Genomic DNA, 2,616 nt, shown 5'->3' on the forward strand with positions numbered 1-2,616 from the left:
GTCTTGATCACATGGGCCATGGTGTCCAGGCCCACCACGTCGGCGGTGCGGAAGGTGCCCGAACTGGCACGGCCCATCTTCTTGCCGGTGAGGTCATCCACCACGTCATAGCTCAGGCCAAAATTCGCCACCTCTTTCATGGTGGCCAGCATGCCGGCAATGCCGACGCGGTTGGCGATGAAGTTGGGGGAGTCTTTGGCACGCACCACGCCTTTGCCCAAGTTGCTGGTGACAAAGGTTTCCAGGTCGTCCAGGATTTGGGGCTGGGTGGTGGGCGTGTTGATCAGCTCCACCAGCATCATGTAGCGCGGCGGGTTGAAGAAGTGGATGCCGCAAAAGCGCGGCTTGATTTCTTCCGGCAGCGCTTCACTGAGCTTCGTAATGGACAAGCCCGAGGTGTTGGACGCCACGATGGCGTGCGATGCCAGGAAAGGAGCAATTTTTTTGTACAGATCGAGCTTCCAGTCCATGCGCTCGGCAATCGCTTCAATCACCAGGTCACAGTCCTTGAGCAGGTCCAGGTGCTCTTCGTAGTTGGCCTGTTGAATCAGAGCCGCGTCTTCCGCCACCCCCAGTGGCGCGGGCTTGAGTTTCTTCAATCCGTCAATCGCGCGCGTCACGATGCCGTTCTTGGGCCCTTCTTTGGCGGGCAGGTCAAACAGAATGACCGGCACCTTGACATTGACCAGGTGGGCCGCAATTTGCGCGCCCATCACGCCGGCACCTAGCACGGCGACTTTTTTGACTTGAAATCTTGACATCTGACGAATCTCCGTTCGGGCTGAGCCTGTCGAAGCCCTTGAATGCGTTCAAAAATACCCTTCGACAAGCTTAGGGCGAACGGTTAATTGATTACTGCGCGCGAATCCAGGTTTGGGTTCGAAAGAAAAATGCGATGTAGCCGCGAACTTCGAGCTTTTGACCGCCCTCGATCGGGGTCAGGCGCAAGGTGTATTCCTTGCCGTTGTCGGGGTCAAGAATCTTGCCGCCTTCCCAGACGTCCCGGCCCTCGGATTTTTTGGCGCCACGGATGATTTCCATCCCGAGCTTGGGTTTGCCCTTGCGATCGTCGGCGCACAGGTCGCAGTTGGGCTCGGCGCTCGGCGTCAGCGCCTTTTCGACCACCCCCGTGAGCACCCCACCGGCATCCGCCGTGATGCGGATCTCGGCTTTGGGCTGACCGGTCTTGTCGTCAATCGTGCGCCAGACACCGGCGGGCGTCATCTGGGCCAATACCGGAAATGCCAACGCTCCCAAAACAATAGCAACAATCGACCTGTACATAAGAGCTCCTCGATCAAAAGATTAAAAACCGCGTGGACACGGGGTCAGCACTCAGGCCAAGGCGGCATCCGTGTCCATCAACACTTTACTGCCGCCACGGGCCGTGCGCATCAAGGTCGCCGTTTCCGGGAACAGTTTGGCAAAGTAAAACCGCGCCGTCTGCAGCTTGGCCAGATAGAACTTGTCGGTATTGCCGGCCGTGATTTCACGCAACGCCACCTGCGCCATGCGGGCCCAGAAGTAGCCAAACACCAGATGGCCCGCCACGCGCAGGTAGTCCACCGCAGCGGCACCCACTTCGTCCGGGTTCTGAAAACCCTTGAAGCCAATCTCGGTGGTGAACTTGGTCACCTGCTCGCCCAGAATGGCGATCGGCGTGATGAACTCGGCCATCTTCTCGTTGACACCTTCTTCTGCCACCAGCTGGCCCACCAGACGGCCAAACTTTTTGAGCGTGGCGCCGTTGTTGCCCAGAATCTTGCGGCCCAGTAAATCGAGCGACTGGATGGTGTTGGTGCCCTCGTAAATCATGTTGATGCGGGCGTCGCGCACAAACTGCTCCATGCCCCATTCCTTGATGTAACCGTGGCCGCCAAACACCTGCTGGCAGGCAGACGTTGCGGTCCAGCCATTGTCGGTAATGAAGGCTTTGACGATGGGCGTGAGCATGGCCAGCATTTCGCCGGAATCCTTGCGCACTTTTTCATCCGGGTGGTTGTGCTCTTTTTCCAGCAGCATGGAGCTGAAGCACATCAATGCGCGGCCGCCCTCGGCGTAGGCTTTGGCCGTCAGCAGCATCTTGCGCACATCGGGGTGCACGATGATGGGGTCGGCGGGCTGGTCTTTGGCTTTGGGGCCCGACAGCGAGCGCATCTGAATGCGGTCTTTGGCGTAGGCCAGCGCGTTTTGGTAAGCCACCTCGGTCAATCCGAGGGACTGGTTACCCACCCCCAGACGCGCTGCATTCATCATCACGAACATGCCGTTCATGCCCTTGTTGGGCTGCCCCACCATGGTGCCCACCGCGCCGTCCAGCACGATCTGGGCCGTGGCGTTGCCGTGGATGCCCATCTTGTGTTCCAGACCACCGCAGTAAACGCCATTGCGCGCGCCCAGTGTGCCGTCTTTGTTGACCAGGAACTTCGGCACCACGAACAGGCTGACTCCCTTGATGCCGAGCGGCGCATCGGTCACGCGGGCCAACACCAGGTGAATGATGTTGCCGGCCATGTCATGTTCACCGGCGCTGATGAAAATCTTGTTGCCGGTGATCCGGTAGCTGCCGTCGGCCTGCGGTTCGGCCTTGGTGCGCATCAGACCCAGATCGGTACC

At 59.2% G+C, this 2,616-nt stretch carries 3 protein-coding genes; all 3 read right to left on the minus strand.

What is annotated here, in order from left to right:
• On the minus strand, window positions 1–761 hold a 761-nt coding region (locus tag B3V69_RS01100), incomplete at its 3' end, for a 3-hydroxyacyl-CoA dehydrogenase family protein (RefSeq protein WP_296443004.1).
• A 91-nt stretch (window positions 762–852) separates the two neighbouring features.
• A complete protein-coding gene (locus B3V69_RS01105) occupies window positions 853–1,284 on the minus strand; it encodes a DUF2147 domain-containing protein (RefSeq protein ID WP_296443005.1) in 432 nt (143 codons plus the stop codon).
• Window positions 1,285–1,335: 51 nt separating this feature from the next.
• Window positions 1,336–2,616 (minus strand): acyl-CoA dehydrogenase C-terminal domain-containing protein (locus tag B3V69_RS01110; protein WP_296443007.1); only part of this gene is annotated, 1,281 nt, incomplete at its 5' end.

This window comes from Rhodoferax sp. UBA5149 (assembly GCF_002413825.1).
Lineage (GTDB): Bacteria > Pseudomonadota > Gammaproteobacteria > Burkholderiales > Burkholderiaceae_C > Rhodoferax.

What these genes read in the sequence shown, in the direction of transcription:
- B3V69_RS01105 (WP_296443005.1), bottom strand. Translation starts at nt 1,284, where the DNA reads ATGTACAGGTCGATTGTTGCTATTGTTTTGGGAGCGTTGGCATTTCCG.